Origin of the sequence: Phytopseudomonas seleniipraecipitans (assembly GCF_900102335.1) — a bacterium.
GTDB lineage: Bacteria > Pseudomonadota > Gammaproteobacteria > Pseudomonadales > Pseudomonadaceae > Aquipseudomonas > Aquipseudomonas seleniipraecipitans.
In genome coordinates this window covers 51,212-71,327 of record NZ_FNBM01000004.1, presented here as the reverse complement: position 1 = coordinate 71,327, position 20,116 = coordinate 51,212, and the positions used below count along the sequence as shown (strand labels likewise).

At 61.3% G+C, this 20,116-nt stretch carries 18 protein-coding genes and 1 tRNA gene; 13 read left to right on the top strand and 6 right to left on the bottom strand.

Features of this window, described 5'->3' with window-relative positions; translation table 11 throughout:
- Window positions 1–67 precede the first annotated feature (67 nt).
- The 3 genes from BLS60_RS10315 to mobA form a co-directional block, all read right to left on the bottom strand.
- Window positions 68–144: transfer RNA gene (locus tag BLS60_RS10315), tRNA-Pro, on the bottom strand.
- 105 nt (window positions 145–249) lie between these two features.
- The gene (locus BLS60_RS10310) at window positions 250–471 is read right to left on the bottom strand and encodes a YgdI/YgdR family lipoprotein (protein WP_070881991.1); all 222 of its coding nucleotides are present in this window, start codon (window positions 469–471) and stop codon (window positions 250–252) included.
- Between the two features lie 110 nt (window positions 472–581).
- Window positions 582–1,154 carry a molybdenum cofactor guanylyltransferase MobA gene (gene mobA / locus BLS60_RS10305; protein ID WP_092367598.1) on the bottom strand — a complete coding sequence of 191 codons (573 nt, stop codon included), beginning with the start codon at window positions 1,152–1,154 and terminating at the stop codon, window positions 582–584.
- A gap of 69 nt (window positions 1,155–1,223) precedes the next feature.
- On the opposite strand from mobA, the gene moaB reads away from it, so the two are divergent.
- The 5 genes from moaB (at window position 1,224) to BLS60_RS10280 (ending at window position 5,899) form a co-directional block, all read left to right on the top strand.
- Window positions 1,224–1,763, top strand: a complete 540-nt coding sequence (moaB, locus tag BLS60_RS10300; protein ID WP_070881993.1) for a molybdenum cofactor biosynthesis protein B — start codon at window positions 1,224–1,226, stop codon at window positions 1,761–1,763.
- Window positions 1,760–2,971: a molybdopterin molybdotransferase MoeA gene (locus BLS60_RS10295; RefSeq protein WP_092367595.1), complete on the top strand. Its 1,212-nt coding sequence runs from the start codon at window positions 1,760–1,762 to the stop codon at window positions 2,969–2,971. Before moaB ends, BLS60_RS10295 begins: the two co-directional genes overlap by 4 nt.
- Before the next feature lie 106 nt (window positions 2,972–3,077).
- Window positions 3,078–3,974: a lipid kinase YegS gene (gene yegS / locus BLS60_RS10290; RefSeq protein WP_092367591.1), complete on the top strand. Its 897-nt coding sequence runs from the start codon at window positions 3,078–3,080 to the stop codon at window positions 3,972–3,974.
- A 122-nt stretch (window positions 3,975–4,096) separates the two neighbouring features.
- Window positions 4,097–5,026: a chemotaxis protein CheV gene (locus BLS60_RS10285; RefSeq protein ID WP_070881996.1), complete on the top strand. Its 930-nt coding sequence runs from the start codon at window positions 4,097–4,099 to the stop codon at window positions 5,024–5,026.
- A 72-nt stretch (window positions 5,027–5,098) separates the two neighbouring features.
- Window positions 5,099–5,899, top strand: a complete 801-nt coding sequence (locus tag BLS60_RS10280) for an MOSC domain-containing protein (protein WP_092367588.1) — start codon at window positions 5,099–5,101, stop codon at window positions 5,897–5,899.
- Window positions 5,900–5,997: 98 nt separating this feature from the next.
- Here the strand turns inward: BLS60_RS10280 and BLS60_RS10275 are convergent, their stop codons facing one another.
- Window positions 5,998–7,923 (bottom strand): transglycosylase SLT domain-containing protein, encoded by a 1,926-nt coding sequence (locus BLS60_RS10275; protein WP_092367585.1) that lies wholly within the window; start codon window positions 7,921–7,923, stop codon window positions 5,998–6,000.
- 384 nt (window positions 7,924–8,307) lie between these two features.
- Between BLS60_RS10275 and BLS60_RS10270 the strand changes: the two genes are divergently transcribed.
- Window positions 8,308–10,236, top strand: a complete 1,929-nt coding sequence (locus BLS60_RS10270) for an ATP-binding cassette domain-containing protein (RefSeq protein WP_092367582.1) — start codon at window positions 8,308–8,310, stop codon at window positions 10,234–10,236.
- Window positions 10,237–10,329: 93 nt separating this feature from the next.
- Here BLS60_RS10270 and BLS60_RS10265 read toward each other — a convergent pair whose 3' ends face one another.
- A complete protein-coding gene (locus BLS60_RS10265) occupies window positions 10,330–10,773 on the bottom strand; it encodes a universal stress protein (protein ID WP_070882000.1) in 444 nt (147 codons plus the stop codon).
- A gap of 87 nt (window positions 10,774–10,860) precedes the next feature.
- On the opposite strand from BLS60_RS10265, the gene BLS60_RS10260 reads away from it, so the two are divergent.
- Entirely contained in the window at window positions 10,861–11,298 is a 438-nt protein-coding gene (locus BLS60_RS10260; RefSeq protein ID WP_092367579.1) for a hypothetical protein, read from the top strand.
- Window positions 11,299–11,333: 35 nt separating this feature from the next.
- Here the strand turns inward: BLS60_RS10260 and BLS60_RS10255 are convergent, their stop codons facing one another.
- Window positions 11,334–12,161, bottom strand: a complete 828-nt coding sequence (locus tag BLS60_RS10255) for a hypothetical protein (protein WP_092367576.1) — start codon at window positions 12,159–12,161, stop codon at window positions 11,334–11,336.
- 431 nt (window positions 12,162–12,592) lie between these two features.
- On the opposite strand from BLS60_RS10255, the gene fadB reads away from it, so the two are divergent.
- From fadB to BLS60_RS10225, 6 genes are all read left to right on the top strand, one after another.
- Window positions 12,593–14,740: a fatty acid oxidation complex subunit alpha FadB gene (fadB, locus tag BLS60_RS10250; protein ID WP_092367573.1), complete on the top strand. Its 2,148-nt coding sequence runs from the start codon at window positions 12,593–12,595 to the stop codon at window positions 14,738–14,740.
- 30 nt (window positions 14,741–14,770) lie between these two features.
- Window positions 14,771–15,946, top strand: a complete 1,176-nt coding sequence (gene fadA / locus BLS60_RS10245) for an acetyl-CoA C-acyltransferase FadA (RefSeq protein WP_092367570.1) — start codon at window positions 14,771–14,773, stop codon at window positions 15,944–15,946.
- Between the two features lie 146 nt (window positions 15,947–16,092).
- A complete protein-coding gene (locus BLS60_RS10240; RefSeq protein ID WP_070882057.1) occupies window positions 16,093–16,329 on the top strand; it encodes a DUF1653 domain-containing protein in 237 nt (78 codons plus the stop codon).
- Between the two features lie 262 nt (window positions 16,330–16,591).
- Window positions 16,592–19,198 carry a type I DNA topoisomerase gene (gene topA / locus BLS60_RS10235; protein ID WP_092367567.1) on the top strand — a complete coding sequence of 869 codons (2,607 nt, stop codon included), beginning with the start codon at window positions 16,592–16,594 and terminating at the stop codon, window positions 19,196–19,198.
- Between the two features lie 50 nt (window positions 19,199–19,248).
- Window positions 19,249–19,770 (top strand): DUF6586 family protein, encoded by a 522-nt coding sequence (locus tag BLS60_RS10230; RefSeq protein WP_092367564.1) that lies wholly within the window; start codon window positions 19,249–19,251, stop codon window positions 19,768–19,770.
- A gap of 112 nt (window positions 19,771–19,882) precedes the next feature.
- Window positions 19,883–20,116 carry a hypothetical protein gene (locus BLS60_RS10225; protein ID WP_070882007.1) on the top strand — a complete coding sequence of 78 codons (234 nt, stop codon included), beginning with the start codon at window positions 19,883–19,885 and terminating at the stop codon, window positions 20,114–20,116.

Genomic DNA, 20,116 nt, shown 5'->3' with positions numbered 1-20,116 from the left:
AGGGCAATTTCGACGTAAAGGGCAGAAACGAAAAAACCGGCCACTAGGGCCGGTTTTTTTGGGGATTTGGTCGGAGAGACAGGATTCGAACCTGCGACCTTCTCGTCCCGAACGAGACGCGCTACCAAGCTGCGCTACACTCCGAATTCGCCAAATTGTACTGAAAAAGTTTTGCAGCACAAGGGGTTAGCGCGAAATTTTTGAGCGGGTGTCGCACTGCGTACGAGCACCCACTAGCGGCAAACGAGCTTACAGTTCCTTGACGGTGCGAACCTGGTCCTTGTTGACCTTGGTGCGCTTGCCATCCAGCTGTTCGAACTCGTAGAACCCGGTGTCGTCATCGAAGTCCGGGCGATCCACGGTCTGGATTTCACGGCCGTCGTTCAGCGTGATCACCGATGGGGTGGAGCAACCTGCCAGGGTTACCAGGCCGAGCGCGAGTAGAAATGCAGCGATAGTCCGTTGTTTCATGGCATGTCTCCTTAAACCGAAGCTAAATGATTACTTGGGCTAAGACGGGCACGTCGAGCCCAAGTTCCACCCTATTTATCCGCTTCGCTGGCGTGTCTCGCAAGCCTGCTTTATTCGAGCAACTCGGCGGAATTGATATTGCTCAGCCGCGAATCGTCCGGGGTGCAGACCAGCGCTGCGGGCTGATGGGCCTGCAGCCAGCGTTGCATGCTGCGCTGGCCGTCCCGCCAGGCTTGCTCGAGAGAGGGCAGCAGACTGACGGGGATCACCGCGAACAACGGTTCCCAATGGCCGTCACGCTGCGCCATCACTGGCCTCTCGCCGGCCAGCGCAAGCAGGTCGGCGAGTAACGCGCGGTCAACCCTCGGTGCGTCACAGGGGAGCACCAGCAGGAGCGGGTGATGGGCAATCTGCAGAGCGGCGCGGATGCCGGCCAATGGCCCTGGATAGTCGCTGCTGTCATCGCTGACCAGGCGGTCCGCGTAGGGCGCGTACGCCTCGTGGTTACGGTTGCAGGAGATGATCAAATCATCGGTCAGTGGTCGCACCTGATCGTGCAGCCAGGCAATCATCGGCCGGCCTCGCCACGTCATCAGACCCTTGTCACGGCCGCCCATGCGTTGCCCTCGACCGCCAGCGAGGAGGACCACGGAAAGGCTTTGCGGTGGGGCTGCAATAGGCATGGCAAGGGGCTCCGGAGGTGGCGCTGTGGTATAACACCGGCCATTGTTCACGACAACTGGAAGCCCGCCATGAGCCACAAGGCCGATGCGCCATTCGTGCCCCTGAATATCGCCGTGCTGACCGTCAGCGATACCCGCACGCTGGAAACCGACACCTCTGGACAGCTGTTCGTCGACCGCCTGAAAGCGGCCGGCCATAACCTTGCCGAGCGTGTGTTGCTCAAGGATGACCTGTATAAGATCCGCGCCCAGGTCGCCACCTGGATCGCCGAGGATGTGGTGCAGGTCGTGCTGATCACTGGCGGCACAGGCTTCACCGGTCGCGACAGCACGCCGGAAGCGGTGGCCTGCCTGTTGGACAAGCAGGTCGACGGCTTCGGCGAGCTGTTCCGGCAAATTTCCACCGTCGACATCGGCACCTCGACGATCCAGTCCCGCGCGTTGGCCGGCCTGGCCAACGGCACACTGGTCTGCTGCCTGCCGGGTTCGACCAACGCCTGCCGCACCGGCTGGGACGGCATCCTCGCGGAACAGCTCGACGCCCGTCATCGCCCCTGTAACTTCGTGCCGCATCTCAAGGCTGCGCAGCCTTGCGAGAGCCGCGGATGAGCGAGCCGCATTCGCCCCTGATGCCGGTAGAGCAGGCGCTGGCGCGGTTGCTGGCGCTGGCTGAGGCCACGCCAATCGAAGGTCTCGAGCGAGTCGATCTGGCCCAGGCTGACGGCCGCGTGCTGGCCGAGCCGATGATTGCCGGGCTCGATCTGCCGCCCTGGCCGAACAGCGCGATGGACGGCTACGCCCTGCGCCTTGGCGACTGGCAGGGGGAGGCGCTGGCGGTAAGTCAGCGCATTCTCGCTGGCACCGCCCCGGCTGCGCTGCAGCCTGGCACCTGCGCGCGCATTTTTACCGGCGCGCCAGTGCCGCAAGGTGCCGATACGGTGGAAATGCAGGAGAACGTCACCCTAGGCGATGACGGCCGTGTGCATTTCAAGCAGCCGATGAAAGTCGCTCAGAACATTCGTCCGCAGGGGCAGGAAAACCGCAAGGGTGAAACGCTGCTGAGCGCTGGTACGCGTCTTGGGCCGGTCGAGCTGGGCCTGGCCGCTTCGATTGGTCTGGCGCAGGTGCCGGTGCGCCGTCGGCCTCGTGTCGCAGTACTGTCTACCGGTGACGAACTGGTCGAACCGGGCCAGGCACTGGGCGCTGGGCAGATCTACAACAGCAATCGGTATCTGCTGGTCGCCTGGCTGCAGCGCCTGGGTTGCGAAGTCGTCGATGGCGGTATTCTGGTCGACGATCTCGAGCGTACCCGTGAGGCGCTGGCCGCGTTGCAGGATGTCGACCTGATCCTTTCCACGGGCGGTGTGTCCGTCGGCGAGGCGGACTTCCTCGGCATTGCCCTGCGCGAGGCCGGTGAACTGGCCTTGTGGAAGCTGGCGATCAAACCGGGCAAGCCGCTTACCGTAGGCGACTTTCGTGGTCGCCCGGTGATCGGTCTGCCGGGAAATCCCGCCTCCACGTTGGTGACCTTTGGCCTGTTGGCGCGGCCTTATCTGCTGCGCCGGCTGGGCGTGCAAAAAGTCGAGCCGCTGGGTTTCGCGGTGCCTGCCGCATTCAGTTGGAGCAAGCCAGGTAAGCGCCGTGAGTACCTGCGCGCACGCCTGGAAAACGGTCGAGTGGTGCCGTATTCCAATCAAAGCTCCGGAGTGCTGCGCAGCGCGGCATGGGCCGAGGGTTTGGCCGAGGTGCTGGAAGGTACGACGCTTGAAGAAGGCGACAGCTTGCGCTTCATTCCCATGAGTGAGCTGCTCGGCTGAGGTGTACGATCGTTGTGCGATGAGACAGCGCGAGTAGCCGTGATTATTTCGCCTGTCCGCTGTCTGCATAAACAGCATCGTTTTCAATCCCGCTTCCGGAGCCGTTATGCAAGAGCGTAAAGCGCTGTTGATCCTTCATGGTAAGCAGTCCCTCAACGAGGACGTGCGTGCTGCGGTCAAGACCCAGCGCGAGCTCGGCTGGGACCTGGCCGTGCGCCTGACGTGGGAGGCAGGCGACGCCCAGCGTCTGGTGGCCGACGCCTTGCAGGCAGGTTATCCGACTGTGATAGCCGGCGGTGGCGACGGCACGTTGCGCGATGTTGCCGAAGCGATGGCCAAGGCAGAGACGGACGCCAGCCTGGCCTTGCTGCCGCTGGGCACTGCCAATGATTTCGCCAATGCAGCCGGCATTCCGTTGCCGCCTTCCGAGGCGCTCGCACTGCTCGATGTGCCCGCGCAGCCGATCGATCTGGGCGAGGTCGATGGTCAGCTATTTCTCAATATGGCCACCGGTGGCTTCGGCTCCAATGTAACCGCCAATACCTCTGAGGAACTCAAGCGGGTGCTCGGTGGGGCTGCCTATATGCTTACTGGCTTGACCCGCTTTGCCGAAGTGCGCTCTGCGTTCGGCCGTTTCAAAGGCCCGGACTTCCATTGGGAAGGGGAATTTCTCGCCTTGGGCATCGGCAACGGGCGCCAGGCGGGCGGCGGGCATGTGCTGTGCCCGCATGCCCGCGTCAATGATGGTCTGCTGGATATCTGCATCGTGCCGGCTGCCAACGACGTCGTGGGTACCTTGGGAACGCTGTTTTCCGGAAGCCTGAACGGTATCGAAGGCGTGTCGGTTACCGCTCGTCTGCCGTGGTTGGAAATCGATGCCCCTGAAGGGCTCGATCTCAACCTCGATGGTGAGCCTCGCGAAGGCCATACCATGCGCTTTTCCGCACGCCCGCAAGCGCTTCGGCTGCATCTGCCGCAGAACTCTCCATTGCTGCGCGACTGAACACTCAGCTGATGGCTTATCGCCAGCAGCTGAGGCAGGATGACAGTGCGCTACGCCGCCTTCAGTAACTTCATTGCCGGCCGATAGCTTCACATGAACATCACGCCTCACAGGAGCGAATAATGGCCGGTATTCTCGACAGCGTTGACCAAAGAACGCAGCTGGTGGGCGAGAACCGCCTGGAAATCCTGATGTTCCGGCTGGCAGGCCGGCAGTTGTTCGCGATCAACGTGTTCAAAGTGCAGGAAGTCCTGCAGATGCCCAAGCTGACGCTGATGCCGCAGCGGCATCGGTTCGTCTGTGGGGTGATTCATCTGCGCGGCCAGACGCTGCCGGTAATCGATCTGTCCCAAGCCATCGGCATGCGACCAATCGTGCCGGATGAGCGCAGCACCATTATCGTCACCGAATACAATCGCTCGATTCAGGCATTCCTGGTCGGCGGCGTCGACCGCATTCTCAACCTCACCTGGGAATCTATCCTGCCACCGCCTGGCGGAGCAGGGCGCCATCATTACCTGACGGCGATCACCAAGGTCGATGATCAGTTGGTGGAAATCATCGACGTGGAAAAAGTGCTGGCCGAAATTGTGCCTTACGACACGCGCATCTCCAGTGATCGCCTGGCCGATCCGCTGCTGGAAAAGGCGCGCGGTCGTGAGGTGCTGCTGGTCGATGATTCCAGCGTCGCCCTGTCGCAGTTGCGCGACACGTTGTCCCAGCTCGGCATCAAGATGCATGTAGCCACCGACGGCCTGAAAGCGTTGAACATGCTCAAGGCCTGGGCCGATACCGGCCAGGTGATGACCGACAAGCTGCTGATGATCTTCACTGACGCCGAAATGCCGGAAATGGACGGCTATCGCCTGACCACGGAAATTCGTCTGGATGCACGTCTGCGTGACCTCTATGTGGTCCTGCACACCTCGCTGTCTGGCAGCTTCAACGATGCGATGGTGAAAAAAGTCGGCTGCGACAACTTCCTCTCCAAATTCCAGCCCGACAAGCTGGTCGACGTGATTCGCGAACGCCTGACGCTCGACGAGCAATAAACCGGGCTTGGCTTGAGCGAGGCCGGCGGTTTGCGTATAACCGCCGTTTCGCTCATGTCAGGACGCCGAGCCATGCATCTCTCTTCCCTCTACCGCTTCCCTCTCAAGTCCGCCATGGGCGAGTCGCTTCCTGTTCTGCAGCTCGACGGTCTGGGCGTAGTGGGCGATCGCCGCTGGATGCTGGCAAGCGAAGAAAATGGCCGCTTTCTGACCCAGCGCACCTTTCCGCAAATGAGCCGCCTGAGGGCGCGCTGGAATCAGGCAGGCGGCCTGACGCTCGAAGCGCCTGATCGGCCTGCTCTTGAGGTGGCGCTTCCTGATCCGGATGAGGCGCTGCGTGGGGTAATCATCTGGCGCGATGCCATGCGCGTGCCGGACGCGGGTGACGAGGCCGCGGCCTGGGCCAGTGAGTTCATCGGCAAGCCGTGCCGCCTGGTGCACGTGCCCGAGCAGCGGGCTCGCTACATCGAGGGTAATGTATCGGGGGGCGAAAAGGTCGGCTTCGCCGACGGCTTTCCGCTCCTGCTGATCGGCCAGGCCTCGCTGGATGATCTGGCGACGCGAGTTGGCCGACCGCTGGAGATGCTGCGCTTTCGCCCCAATCTGGTGGTTCAGGGCAGTGAGCCGTATGCCGAAGACAGCTGGAAGCGCATCCGCATCGGCGACGTCGAGTTCACCGTCGCCAAGCCCTGCTCGCGCTGCATCATCACCACCATCGACCCACAGACCGGCGAGCGCAGTGCGGACCGCGAGCCGCTGACCACCTTGCGCAGCTACCGCCAGCGCGAGGGCGAAATCCTTTTCGGGCAGAACCTGATCAATCACACCAGTGGCGAGCTGCAGGTCGGGATGCCGGTCGAGGTGTTGGCGTAGGTTGATGCGCCCATCCCTTATGTAGGCCGGGTCGAGCGCAGCGACACCTGGGAGGATTCAGGTGTCGCCAGGCGCAATCGGGGATGATTGCAGCCGCCTCACTGATCGAAATAACGCTCGTGCCAGCCTACCAGCGGTTGTGGGGCGTTGAGCTTGTCGCCGTAGATCACCGCGTAAGACAACACGTTCTGCACATATTGGCGGGTTTCATTGAAGGGGATGTTTTCCACCCACACGTCATAAGACAGGTGGTTGGCCCCACGCAGCCATTGGCGCACGCGACCGGGGCCAGCATTGTAGGCCGCCGAGGCCAGGACGCGGTTGCCGTTGAACTGGCCATAGATCTGGCTCAGGTAGGCGGTGCCCAACTGAATGTTCACGTTGGGCAGCAGGGTGTTGTTGGGGTTGCTCAGTGGGATGCCGAATTTGCGCGCGGTTTCCTTGGCGGTAGCGGGCATGACCTGCATCAGGCCCATGGCGCCGGCGTGAGATTTGGCATCGGCCATGAAGCCGCTTTCCTGCCGGGTGATAGCGAACACCCAGCTGGAGTGCAGGCCGCGCTTCTTGGCTTCGGCGGTCAGCGGCTCGCGGTGGGCCATCGGGAAGCGCACATCGAGGTCATCCCAGTACTTGGCCTGGCTGATGGTGCGAATGGCCGGGAAGTACCACTCCATGTCGTAAGCCAGGCGGGCTTGGGCCACCAGCTCGTCACGGTCGAAATGGCGGCTGGCGTGGTACCACTCGCGGCGGCCATCGACAATCTGGCCGCGGTCATGGAATTCCATGGCGCGGCGGATGCCTGGCGCGTTGCGAACCTTCTTGATCACACTGGCGTTGAGCGGTAGCGGCGCGTTTTTCAGGTAATAGGGTTCTTTGACCTGATCGGCCGCCATGAATCCGTAGAAATCCCGCTCCTTGGCCAGACTCTCGAACAATGGCTGGGCTGCCTTGCCGTTGGGCTGCGCCAGTTGCAGGCTGCGCGCCTTCCAGTAGCGCCAGCGGTTAGTGCTGGCCAGCGATTCCGGCATGCGGCTGATCAGCGTGTAGGCCTCGTCCCAGCGGCCAAGGCGTAGCAGCAGCCGCGCGCGCCATTCGCTGACGGTGTCATCACGCAGATTGGGATCGTACTTGCCCATCACGTCGAGCGCACGCGGGTCGAAACGACGCGCCAGAGTCAGGCCGATCTCGTTGGCGATGGCCACTTTCTCCTGCTCGGAGAACTGCATGCGCTGGGAGTAACTTTCGAGCAGGCTCAGCGCCTGCTCCGGATCCTGACGCGCGAGACGGCGCAAGCCGAGACTGACCACGTCGCCCATGGCGTCGTCCGCCGGGGTGAAACGCGCAGTCTGGGTGAGGATTTGCGGTTTCTGGCCCACCTCTACAAGCAACTTGCCGTGGTTGCTGAGGGTTGGCAGGTCCTTGCTCAGGAACGTGGCCAGGCTGTAGTTGCGCGCCTCGGCCGCCAGCTTGGCGCGCTGCCAGCGGCGCAGTTCGGTCAGTTGCCCTTCGGCTGCCCAGCGGTCGAACAGTCGGTCGCAGGCTTCGGGCTGCGACTTGCCCACCAGCCAGAGTTTCTCGGCACTGGCATAGCCCTCGGCGGTTTGCCCCTGGCTGAGCTGACGCTGACCGTTGAGGCAGTCCAGTTCGGTGAAGTTGAGCCCCGGGTCGTAATACTTGGCGAAGGTCTGCCACTCGCCGCGTTCGGCCAGCCAGCGCAGCCAGCGCAGTTTCATCCAGCTGGCCTGCGGCAAATCACCATGGGCGGCAAGGAATGCCTCAATTTCGGCATTGCTGGCCCATTTCAGGCGCGCGGTCAGTTCGTCATAGGCCAGGTAGGGCGTCAGCGGATAATCGCGCAATTCACGGGCATAGCGCTCATAAGGGCCTTTGTCACCCTTGGCTAGTGCGGCCTTGGCCTCATCGTAATACTGGCGTTGCTGGCTCAGGCTCGCTGCCTGGCTCAGGGTTGCGGTGGTGGCGCAAAGGATCAGGCAGGACAGCAGACTGGGCAAACGACAGCGCATGGCACTTCCGGGGATCATCTCGTGGACGGGCGCGATCTGGCTGATGCCGGTCGCTCGATGCCCTTGGGGCGGTTACCGGTCAGCGCGGCAGGCTGGCTCGGCAGTTGCGGGCGCGCTAATGACAACGGGCGTTAGCTTAGCCTTTTGCCCGCTCGGCGCGAAAGGGCCGTGGCAGGATGGCGCATGTCTGTTTATGTCACATCGACGGCCGGCACTGAAGGGTTCACAGACGCCGAGGGCCTTCTCGGTTAGAATACGCCCCCGGTTTTTGGCTGGCGCGTGCGCCGTCCAGATCAGTTTCGTGGTGGTCGGCTACAGGGCGAACCCATTGGTGGCGTTCGCAGACCTTTCGCCCATCACTCCAGCGTATTGTCGAGGCAACCCATGACCCTGCTCAAGTTCACCGATGTTTCCCTGGCCTATGGCGCCATGCCGCTGCTGGACAAGGTGTCTTGGCAGATCGCTCGCGGTGAGCGGGTGTGCATCATCGGCCGTAACGGGACGGGTAAGTCGAGCATGCTCAAGCTGGTCAAGGGCGACCAGAAACCCGATGACGGCGCCGTATGGCGCGCGCCGGGGCTGAAAATCGGCGAATTGCCGCAGGAACTGCCGGTGGCCGACGGGCGTACCGTGTTCGATGTGGTCGCTCAGGGCCTCGACGGCGTTGGCGAGCTGCTGGCCCAGTATCACCATCTGGCGCAGAACTGCGCCACCGAAGACGATCTGAACAAGCTGATGCACGTTCAGCAGGAACTCGAAGCCCGCGACGGCTGGCGTCTGCAGCAACTGGTCGACAGCACCCTGAGCCGTTTGCAGCTGCCGGCTGACAAGACCCTCGCCGAGCTTTCCGGTGGCTGGCGCCGCCGGGTGCTGCTGGCCCAGGCGCTGGTCAGCGAGCCGGATCTGCTGCTGCTCGACGAGCCGACCAACCACCTGGATATCGGCGCGATCGCCTGGCTGGAAGAAGCTCTCAAGGATTTCCAGGGCGCCGTGCTGTTCATCACCCACGACCGTTCCTTCCTGCAGAACCTGGCCACGCGCATTCTCGAGCTGGACCGCGGCGGCCTGATCGACTGGAACGGCGACTACGCCAGCTTCCTGGTGCACAAGGAGGCCGCGTTGGCCGCCGAAGAAACCGCCAATGCGTTGTTCGACAAGCGCTTGGCCCAGGAGGAAGTGTGGATTCGCCAGGGCATCAAGGCCCGGCGTACCCGTAACGAAGGCCGTGTGCGTGCCCTTAAAGCGTTGCGCGTAGAGCGCAGCGAACGCCGTGAACGCACTGGCAAGGCCAACATTCAGCTCGACACGGCGGAGAAGTCCGGCAAACAGGTGATGGTGCTGGAGAACGTCAGCTTCCATCATCCGGAAGGCCCATTCCTGATCAAAGACTTTTCCATGGTCCTGCAGCGCGGCGACCGTATCGGCCTGCTCGGCGCCAACGGCACCGGCAAGACTACGCTGCTGAAACTGATGCTCAGCGGTCTGCAACCGACCAGCGGCAAAGTGGAGGAGGGCACCAAGATCGATGTGGCCTACTTCGATCAGCTGCGCCACCAGCTGGACCTGGAAAAGACCGTTATCGACAACGTCGCCGAAGGCCGCGACTTCATCGAGATCGACGGTCAGAACCGCCACGTGCTGAGCTACCTGGGTGACTTCCTGTTCAGTCCGCAGCGTGCCCGTACACCGGTCAAGGCGTTGTCTGGTGGTGAGCGTGCGCGCCTGCTGCTGGCCAAGTTGTTCAGCAAACCGGCCAACCTGCTGGTGCTCGACGAACCGACCAACGATCTGGACGTAGAAACCCTCGAGTTGCTCGAAGAAGTACTGTTGACCTTCAAGGGCACCGTGCTGATGGTCAGCCACGACCGGGCATTCCTCGACAACGTGGTCACCAGCACCCTGGTATTCGAGGGCGAAGGCAAGGTGCGCGAGTACGTCGGGGGTTACCAGGACTGGCTGCGCCAGGGCGGCTCGCCGCGCTTGCTGGGTGTGGGCGAAACCAAGTCCGGCAAGGCCGAGCTGGGCTCCGCCGTCGTCGAAGCGCCTGTCGTCGCCTCTGTTGCCGAGCCGGTAGCGGAAGCCGCGCCGATTGCCAAGAAGAAGCTCAGCTACAAGCATCAGCGCGAGCTGGATGCCATACCTGAGCAGATCGATGCGGCCGAGCAGAAGATCGCTGAGCTGGAAGCAAAAGTTGCCGACCCCGCGTTTTACCAGCAGTCCGGTGAGCATACCTCGGCCGTCCTGGCGCAGCTGCAGGCACAGCAGGAAGAGCTGGAGCGGCTGGTCGAGCGCTGGGCTGAACTGGAAGGCTGATGACGTTACAGGGCGAGCACGAGCCATCTGCCCGGTGAAGAGTGTCGAAAAAACGCCGGGCTTTTGCCCGGCGTTGTTCGCTATGAGGTTCGCTTAGGCCGACGGTTTCTTCAGGCTGACCGCCAGCACATCGCAAGGGGCGCCGTGCAACACGTCATTGGCGGTCGAGCCGAGTAGCAGCGCCAGGCCATGTCGGCCGTGGCTGCCGACAATGATCAGGTCACAGCGCTGCTCGGCCGCCAAACGGTGGATTTCCTGGCGCGGCTGGCCGTAAGCCAGGTGGCGGCTTTCAGCTTCGAGTTGAGGGTACTTGAGCGCGAAGGCATCGAGGCGTTCCTTGGCCTGTTCGAACTGCTGCTGCTGCAGCATCGACAGATCCATCGGCACGTCACCGCCGAAGGCCATGGCCATTGGCTCAACGATATGCACCACGGAGAGTTTCGCCTGGGTGCTGTTGGCCAGAGCCTGGGCGCGCTTCATTACCGGGTCGCACTCCTCGGTCAGATCGACGGCGACCAGAATGTGCTGGTAGGACATGAGATTGTCTCCTTACGGGGTGACCAGTGATTTCAAGTATGGCTGGTTTGAGCATTTACCACAGGTTAAGCGGTCGAGATAGAAATTATGACGGGATGGATCGTTGTTGCGTTGCTGGTTGTCGCGCTTAGCCCACTGGTCTGGCTGGTCCCGTCGCGGCGTCAGCGTGGCCAAATGGATGTGCGCATGCAGGCGCGGCGCATGGGATTGACCATGCAGCTGGCCCGCACCGAATGGCCGTACTGGATGAGCAACACGCCGCCAAACCCGTGCCCGCAGTACCACCATCCGCGCCCACGCGGGCGCCAGGACAGCTGGAGCTACTGGCAGAGCGAGCCGGGCAAGTGGCTGAACAAATGGCAGGAGCCGTGTGCAGACAACGCACTTGCCGAGCAGCTCGGCACCTTGCCGGCGGACGTCTACAAGGCTGAGGCGACCCCGCAGATGGTCGCGCTGTTCTGGGGCGAGCGGGCTCAGCCTGAATCGTTGCAGGCCGTTGCTGCCTTTCTCAAAGCGCGCGCCTGAGGCTCTGTTCAATGGCCGGCGCATGGCGCGATCGGTCATGAGCGAGCGTTTTCCATAGGCGCCTGTGCATACAGGTCAGCAACTGTCAGCAGGCCGTTGATGATGCTGTCCGCGTACTTGTTGACCAGAAACGGAACGCTCTTCTCGTTGTAGTTACGCAGCGACTTTTCGATATAGCGCCACTTGGTCGTCACGCCCTCCAGCGTCTCGTCAACGTCCGTGTTGTTGTCTGGCAGCGTGCGCAGTGAAGCCAGACGTGCAGAGAAATCGTCCACAAGGTCTTCGATCGGTCGTTCGCTGCTGTCTCCGGAAAAGCTTGCGCCTACCGCTGCACTGCGCGCTGCGTAGCTGACTGCGATGTTCTGCATCAGCAGGGCGAGCTGGCGGGTGTTATCGGATTGCTCGGATATCGCCGCAGCGTCTGAACGCCTCAGTGCTTCGTACAAGTCCTGGCAGGTCAGCAGGAGTTGCCGGTTACGAGCCGCCATGTCGGCGACCGGTTGCAGATCTGTGTAGCCCTGTTTGGCCAGGGTGGCCATCAGGGTGGTCAGGTTCTGGTCATAGGCTTGCCATTGCTGCTGCAGTTGCGTGTGCAGGTGAGCGGCGCCGACGTCCTGCATGTTCGCCAGTTTCTGCAGCTGCTCGCGGGCGGTTTGCCGCGATTGCTCGATCATCCGCGCATAGCGCTGATCACCTTCCATGCTGTTGTACATGTAGAAGTCGCCCAGGCTTTTTTGCGCGGCCAGATGCAGGCGCTGCAGATGCTGCGCGTGCGACGCAATGTCGATGGCAGTAGCTGTACCGGGTACAAAGAAGGCCGTGAGCAGGGCAAAGAGAGAGATGGCGTGCAGGCATTTCGGCATGCTGATACCTCGCGGAAGTCGCGTCGTTATTGTTGTTTTGGTCATTCGGTGGCAGCCGAATCGCGCGACTCTAACCGGCGCCCCTGGATTTGGCTAGCGCCGCGCTGTGCTACAGGCATGCCCGCCGAATGATGCATTATCGACGCCGATGATTGACTTTTCGTCGCACGCTTTGCTGGCCAGTATTGATTGGTAGTGGCCGCGGTGACTCGCTACAGAACGCCAATTGACAATCATCAGCTTTTCCGTAAAGGTGTGCTTACCCAAATCAAACGGGCGTATGAATTGAGTGTTTGCCTGTCTGGCAGGGCCCAATCCAGTCCGAATACCGCATCGGTGGGTGGCAGATTTTTCGTCTAGTGTTTGTGGCGCGAGTCTGCTGGTTGGCTCCGGTGTGTACTGTTCAGATTCCCTAGCGTGGAGATCAGTTGATGATTTACGAAGGTAAAGCCATCACGGTTCAGGCTCTTGAAAGCGGCATCGTCGAACTGAAGTTCGACCTCAAGGGTGAGTCCGTCAACAAGTTCAATCGTCTAACCCTGGGCGAACTGCGCCAGGCGGTCGATGCGATCAAGGCCGACGCCTCGGTCAAAGGCGTGATTGTCAGCAGTGGCAAGGGCGTGTTCATCGTCGGTGCCGATATCACCGAGTTCGTCGAAAACTTCAAGCTGCCGGAAGAGCAATTGGTCTCCGGTAATCTTGAAGCCAACCAGATCTTCAGCGATTTCGAAGACCTCGCAGTGCCAACGGTCGTTGCGATCAATGGTATCGCCCTGGGTGGCGGTCTCGAGATGTGCCTGGCCGCCGACTACCGGATCATGGCCGAAGACGCCAAGATCGGCCTGCCCGAAGTCAAACTGGGCATCTACCCGGGGTTCGGCGGCACCGTCCGCCTGCCGCGCCTGATCGGCACCGACAATGCGGTCGAGTGGATCGCCTCCGGCAAGGAAAACCGTGCCGAGGAAGCCCTCAAGGTCGGCGCAGTGGATGCCGTGGTCAGCGCTGACAAGCTGCAGGCTGGTGCGCTGGACCTGATCAAGCGCGCGATTTCCGGCGAGCTGGATTACAAGGCCAAGCGCCAGCCCAAACTTGAAAAACTCAAGCTCAACGCGATTGAGCAGATGATGGCCTTCGAAACCGCCAAGGGTTTCGTTGCCGGCCAGGCCGGGCCGAACTACCCGGCGCCGGTCGAGGCGATCAAGACCATTCAGAAAGCCGCCAATTTCGGCCGCGACAAGGCCCTGGAAGTCGAAGCCGCCGGTTTCGCCAAGTTGGCCAAGACCTCGGTTGCCGAAAGCCTGATCGGTCTGTTCCTCAATGACCAGGAATTGAAGAAAAAGGCCAAGGCTCACGACGCCATCGCTCACGACGTGAAACTGGCTGCTGTGCTGGGTGCAGGCATCATGGGCGGCGGTATCGCCTACCAGTCGGCGTCCAAGGGCACGCCGATCCTGATGAAGGATATCCGCGAGGAAGGCATCCAGATGGGCTTGGGCGAAGCCTCCAAGCTGCTGGGCAAGCGTGTCGAGAAAGGCCGCATGACCACTGCGCAGATGGCCGAGTCGTTGAGCGCCATCCGTCCGACCATGTCCTATGGCGATTTCGGCCATGTCGACATCGTCGTCGAAGCCGTGGTCGAGAACCCCAAGGTCAAGCAGGCCGTACTGGCCGAGGTAGAGGCTGCGGTCAAGGAGGACACCATCCTGGCGTCCAATACCTCGACCATTTCTATCAGCCTGCTCGCCAAAGCGCTCAAGCGTCCGGAAAACTTCGTCGGTATGCACTTCTTCAACCCGGTGCACATGATGCCTCTGGTCGAAGTCATCCGCGGCGAGAAATCCAGCGACAAGGCGGTTGCCACTACCGTGGCGTACGCCAAGAAGATGGGCAAGAACCCGATCGTGGTCAACGACTGCCCGGGCTTCCTGGTCAACCGCGTGTTGTTCCCGTACTTCGGCGGCTTCTCCAAGCTGCTGAGCTTTGGAGTCGACTTCGCGCGTATCGACAAGGTCATGGAGAAGTTTGGCTGGCCGATGGGCCCGGCGTATTTGTCCGATGTCGTCGGTATCGACACCGGCCACCACGGCCGCGATGTGATGGCTGAAGGCTTCCCGGATCGCATGGCAGTTGAAGGCCGTACTGCGGTGGACGTGATGTACGAAGCCAATCGCCTCGGCCAGAAGAACGGCAAGGGTTTCTACGCCTACGAGACCGACAAGCGCGGCAAGCCGAAGAAGGTCACCGACCCTGAGGCTTACGAGCTGCTCAAGTCGATCGTGGTGGAACAGCGCGAGATGAGCGACGAGGACATCATCAATACCATGATGATCCCGCTGTGCCTGGAAACCGTGCGCTGCCTGGAAGACGGCATCGTCGACACGGCTGCGGAGGCCGATATGGGCCTGATCTACGGCATCGGTTTCCCACCGTTCCGCGGTGGCGCGCTGCGCTACATCGACAGTGTCGGGGTTGCCCAATTCGTGGCCCTGGCCGACAAGTACGCCGATCTGGGCGCGCTGTATCAGCCGACCGAGAAACTGCGTGAAATGGCCAAAAACGGCCAGACCTTCTTTGGTTAATCGCGCAACGATTGGAGCGAGAGTGAATTTATGAGCCTGAATCCAAGAGATGCAGTCATCGTCGACTTCGGCCGTACCCCGATGGGACGTTCCAAGGGCGGCATGCACCGTAATACCCGTGCCGAAACGATATCGGCGCAGCTGATCAGCAAGCTGCTGGAGCGCAACGACAAGGTTGACCCGAAAGAAGTCGAAGACGTCATCTGGGGTTGCGTCAACCAGACCCTCGAGCAGGGCTGGAACATCGCGCGCATGGCGTCGTTGATGACCCAGATCCCGCACACCAGTGCCGGGCAAACCGTCAGCCGCCTGTGTGGCTCGTCGATGAGCGCGCTGCACACCGCTGTGCAGGCGATCCAGACCGGCAACGGTGATGTGTTCGTGGTTGGTGGCGTCGAGCACATGGGCCACGTCGGCATGATGCACGGTGTCGACCCGAACCCGCACCTGTCGCTGTACGCTGCCAAAGCGTCCGGCATGATGGGCCTGACCGCCGAGATGCTGGGCAAGATGCACGGCATCACCCGCGAAGCCCAGGACAAGTTCGGTGTGCGTTCGCACCAGCTGGCCCACAAGGCCACCGTCGAAGGCAAGTTCAAGGACGAGATCATCCCGCTGCAGGGTTACGACGAGAACGGCTTCCTCAAGGTCTTCGACTACGACGAAACCATTCGCCCCGAGACCACCCTGGAAAGCCTGGCCAACCTCAAGCCGGCGTTCAACCCAAAGGGCGGCACCGTTACCGCGGGTACTTCGTCGCAGATCACCGATGGCGCGTCCTGCATGATCGTGATGTCCGCGCAGCGGGCTCAGGATCTCGGCATCCAGCCAATGGCCGTGGTTCGCGCCATGGCAGTGGCCGGTGTGGATCCGGCAATCATGGGCTATGGCCCGGTGCCGTCCACCCAGAAGGCGCTCAAACGCGCTGGCCTGACTATCGATGACATCGATTTTGTCGAGCTCAACGAAGCCTTTGCTGCCCAGGCCCTGCCCGTGCTGAAAGACCTCAAACTGCTCGACAAGATGGAAGAGAAGGTCAACCTGCACGGCGGCGCCATCGCCCTGGGTCACCCGTTCGGTTGTTCCGGAGCGCGTATCTCCGGTACCCTGCTGAACGTGATGAAGCAGAACAACGGCACCTTCGGCGTGGCGACCATGTGCGTCGGCCTGGGTCAAGGCATCACCACGGTGTTCGAGCGCATCTGACGTTTTGGTGATGACACAACCGGGGCTTCTGCCCCGGTTTTTGTTTTTTGCATCGCCCTCCGCAATACGCTGGATGGTGCAGTCGAGTTGCAAAAAATGCAGCCGACTATTTTTATCGATGAAAAATATTTTCAGGAAATTGAATGATGTCGCTGCAGCCCGGTCTCTACCGTCATTACAAAGGCCCCGAGTACCGAGTGCTGGGCGTCGCCAAACATTCCGAGACTGAGGAAGAAGTCGTCGTCTACCAGGCGTTGTACGGCGAGTTCGGTCTCTGGGTGCGGCCGCTGGAGATGTTTCAGAGTGAGGTCGAGGTGGACGGCGAGCGTGTTGCGCGCTTTGCTTTTGTCGAGGCCGAGGCAAGTGTTTTGCGGCGTCCCTGAGGCTGCTGGAAAACATACTCGCCCTTGACCTTGGCTTGACCGCCACTATATATAGCGGGGCCAAAGCAGGTCGCAGCACATTGCGGGTCGTTGTATGACCGCCCTAACGATGTGATACAAGCGGCAGCGCCACGTTCTTTGGCGCTCGCTCTATCGAGCGGGCGCTTTCATCGCCGATGCCGCATGCGTCGAGCCGATACACCAACAGTTTTTCAGGCATTCGCTGCCTTTCAATTACCGAATTTCAGGAATTTTCCAATCCATGGGTAAATCGCTGGTCATCGTGGAATCCCCGGCCAAGGCCAAGACCATCAACAAGTACCTGGGCAGCCAGTACGTGGTGAAGTCGAGCATCGGCCATATCCGCGACCTCCCCACCAGTGGCTCGACGGCCGCGAAGGAACCCGTGAAGCGCGGCAAGGCAGCTGCCGGCGAAGGGCCTGCACTGTCGCCCAAGGAAAAGGCCAAGCGCCAGTTGATCAACCGTATGGGGGTCGATCCCGAGCATGGCTGGAAGGCCAAGTACGAGATCCTGCCCGGCAAGGAAAAGGTGGTCGAGGAACTGCGCCGCCTGGCCAAGGAAGCCGACACCATCTATCTCGCGACCGACTTGGATAGAGAGGGGGAGGCGATTGCCTGGCACCTGCGCGAATCCATTGGTGGCGATGACAGCCGCTACAAGCGCGTGGTGTTCAACGAAATTACCAAGAAGGCCATCCAAGAGGCGTTTTCCGCCCCAGGCGAGCTGGATATCAATCGGGTCAATGCGCAGCAGGCGCGTCGCTTCCTTGACCGCGTGGTGGGTTACATGGTCTCGCCACTGCTGTGGTCGAAGATCGCCCGCGGTTTGTCGGCCGGCCGGGTGCAATCGGTTGCCGTGAAGCTGGTGGTCGAGCGCGAGAAGGAAATCCGCGCGTTCGTACCGGAAGAATACTGGGAAGTGCACGCCGATCTGGGCACCGCCAAAGGTGCCGACGTGCGTTTCGAAGTGGCGCGTGAGAACGGCGCTGCCTTCAAGCCGTTGAACGAAGCCCAGGCCATGGCGGCGCTGACGACCCTCAAGGCGTCCAGCTACAGCATCGCCAAGCGTGAGGACAAACCGACCAGCAGTAAGCCGTCGGCGCCGTTCATCACCTCCACGCTGCAGCAGGCCGCCAGCACGCGCCTGGGTTTCGGCGTGAAAAAGACCATGATGATGGCCCAGCGTTTGTACGAAGCGGGTTACATCACCTATATGCGTACCGACTCCACCAACCTGTCGGCCGATGCCGTTGAGATGGTGCGCAACTTTATCGATGGCGAATACGGCGCGAAGTACCTGCCGGAGAAGGCCAATGTCTACTCCAGCAAGGAGGGTGCTCAGGAAGCTCACGAAGCGATTCGTCCCTCCGACGTCAACCTCCGTCCGACCCAGCTCTCCAGCATGGAGCGTGACGCCGAGCGGCTGTACGAGCTGATCTGGCGTCAGTTCGTGGCCTGTCAGATGCCGCCTGCGCAATACCTGTCGACTACCGTGACAGTCACCGCTGCGCAATTCGAGCTGCGTGCCAAAGGCCGCATCCTCAAGTTCGACGGTTACACCCGTGCGCAACCTCAGCTGAGCAAGCCGGGCGATGACGCCGTGCTGCCGGAAATGAAAGAAGGTGAGGCGCTCAAGCTGATCAAGCTCGACCCGAGCCAGCACTTCACCAAGCCGCCAGCCCGTTACTCGGAAGCCAGCCTGGTCAAGGAAATGGAAAAGCGCGGAATTGGTCGTCCGTCCACCTACGCGGCGATCATTTCCACTATCCAGGACCGTGGCTATGTGGCGTTGCACAACCGCCGCTTCTATTCCGAAAAAATGGGCGACATCGTTACCGAGCGCCTCTCCGAGAGCTTCTCCGACTTGATGGACTACGGTTTTACCGCCGGTATGGAAGAGAATCTCGATGACGTGGCACAAGGCGAGCGCGAGTGGAAGCACCTGCTCGACGAGTTCTACGGCGACTTCAAGAAGAAGCTGGAAGTGGCCGCCGACGGCGACAATGGTATGCGTGCCAACACGCCGACCCTGACCGATATTCCGTGCCGTGATTGCGGCCGGCCGATGATGATCCGTACCGCCTCGACCGGCGTTTTCCTCGGTTGCTCGGGCTATGCCCTGCCGCCGAAAGAGCGCTGCAAGGCTACGGTCAACCTGGTGCCCGGTGACGAGATTGCTGCGGATGACGAGGGCGAGTCGGAGTCGCGCGTACTGCTCGGCAAGCACCGTTGTCCGATCTGCGCCACGGCGATGGATGCTTATCTGCTGGATGAAACGCGCAAGCTGCACATCTGCGGCAACAATCCGGATTGTGCGGGCTACGAGATCGAGCAAGGCCAATTCCGTATCAAGGGCTACGAAGGGCCGAGCCTGGAGTGCGACAAGTGCGGCAGCCAGATGCAGCTCAAGACTGGCCGCTTCGGCAAGTTCTTCGGTTGCACCAACAGCGAATGCAAGAACACCCGCAAATTGCTGCGCAGCGGCGAGCCCGCGCCACCCAAGATGGATGCGGTGAAGATGCCGGAGCTCAAGTGCGAAAAGGTCGATGACACCTATGTGCTGCGTGATGGCGCCTCGGGGTTGTTCCTGGCTGCCAGCCAATTCCCGAAGAACCGCGAAACCCGTGCACCGCTGGTGCTCGAACTGATTCCGCACAAGGACGAGATCGATCCGAAGTACCACTTCCTGATTGATGCACCGGCCAAGGACCCGGAAGGCCGCGCCGCTGTGATCCGTTACAGCCGCAAGACCAAGGAGCAGTACGTGCAGACCGAAGTGGACGGCAAGCCCACCGGTTGGAAAGCGTTCTTTGACGGTGGCAAGTGGAAGGTCGAAGACAAGCGTTGATCTGCGCCGGGCATGCTCCGTTGGGGCATGCCTGAGCATCAGGAGTGCCTATGGCTGGCGAACTGTATACCCGCACCAACCAGAAAATTTTCTACGCCGGGCTTGCTTTGGAGTCCTGGCAAAAGGCCGAAGAAAGCCGCGTGATGAACGCCCAGGCGCTGATCCAGGCTGAGCGTGAGGCGACACTCTTTCACCTGTATGGCGCGCTGCTCGGGCTGTGCCATGAAATTGCCGGTTATTACCGTCTGCCCAACAGCACCGCGTCGCGCGCAGAGGTATTGCTCGATCGCCAGAGTCTGGCGTCGGCGCCAAGCCCGGAGTTGGCCGAGCTGGTTGAGCTTTCCGAAAGCGCACACACCTGGCTTGGCCAGCTGCTAGCTGCACACGCAGGGCTGTATCAGCCGCCGCGTCAGGCAAAGGAAGCCAAGGCCACTGCCGAAACGGCATCCTTGATCCAAGCCGTGAGCCTGGACCGGGAGCAGCCTGCGCTAGCTCGGGAAACATTAGAAAGCTGGCGACAGGAATTGAAGGCGCTGGCGCAGCGCTTTCGCGTCGGTCTGAGCGAATGGTGAGCATGCACGCCACCGCCAATTGAACAGTCCGTTCGGCGCCTAGCGGCTTTTCGCCAGGCAGTTGACCGGAGCGGCTGCTACAATGCGCAGCCTTTCGTGGAGAATCCGAGTTATGTCTACTGCCTTCCTTGAGATCGTCGAATTGCCCGATGGGCGTATTGCCCTGCGTCGAGCCGACGACGAGGAATCGTTGGTAGTGCTGGATTTTTCCGAGGACGCCAAAGCCTTTCTTCAAGGCCAGCATGTGGAGGTCGCCAAGGCGATGCTCAACGTCGGTGTGCAAATGGCCGGCCGGATGGCGGAAGGTGATTTCGAGCAAGAAGACGAACCGCGCGTCCTGCACTGA